At 56.2% G+C, this 349-nt stretch carries 1 protein-coding gene and 1 pseudogene; both read right to left on the bottom strand.

Features of this window, described 5'->3' with window-relative positions; genetic code table 11:
• The coding region (locus BHE85_RS27770; RefSeq protein WP_001675268.1) for a hypothetical protein at nt 1-72 on the bottom strand (72 nt) is incomplete at its 3' end.
• Nucleotides 73-155: 83 nt separating this feature from the next.
• Nucleotides 156-349, bottom strand: a pseudogene (locus BHE85_RS19210) (transposase); the annotation flags it as partial.

Genomic DNA, 349 nt, shown 5'->3' with positions numbered 1-349 from the left:
CCCCAGAGAAGTCAGTGGGTTACGCAGAGAATCGTAACGGGATACCAGATCAAGAGCCTGTCCAATGTGCATAAAAAATCCGGAAACAAGTGAGCGTTTCCGGATTCTTACACAGCCACTGGATCGGTCAACTGATCCTTAACTGATCGGCATTACTCCGGGATGTGCTGTTTCAGCCTCGCGACCAGCTCACGCTGTGTCAGCGTTTCCGTCGCCGTTTCTCCCGTTTTGTGGTCCAGGTAACGGAAGCTCAGGCTCGCCCCTCCGTTGTAATGTGCCAGCCGGGAGGCCGCTATCGGCGGCTTCTTCAGATAACGACCCAGGTAGCGCGCCGTATTCCTCCCGCCGG

Source organism: Shigella sp. FC1567 (assembly GCF_001743015.1).
Classification (GTDB): Bacteria; Pseudomonadota; Gammaproteobacteria; order Enterobacterales; family Enterobacteriaceae; genus Escherichia; species Escherichia coli.
The sequence above is the reverse complement of the archived record's forward strand: the minus strand, read 5'-3'. Positions and strand labels throughout refer to the sequence as shown.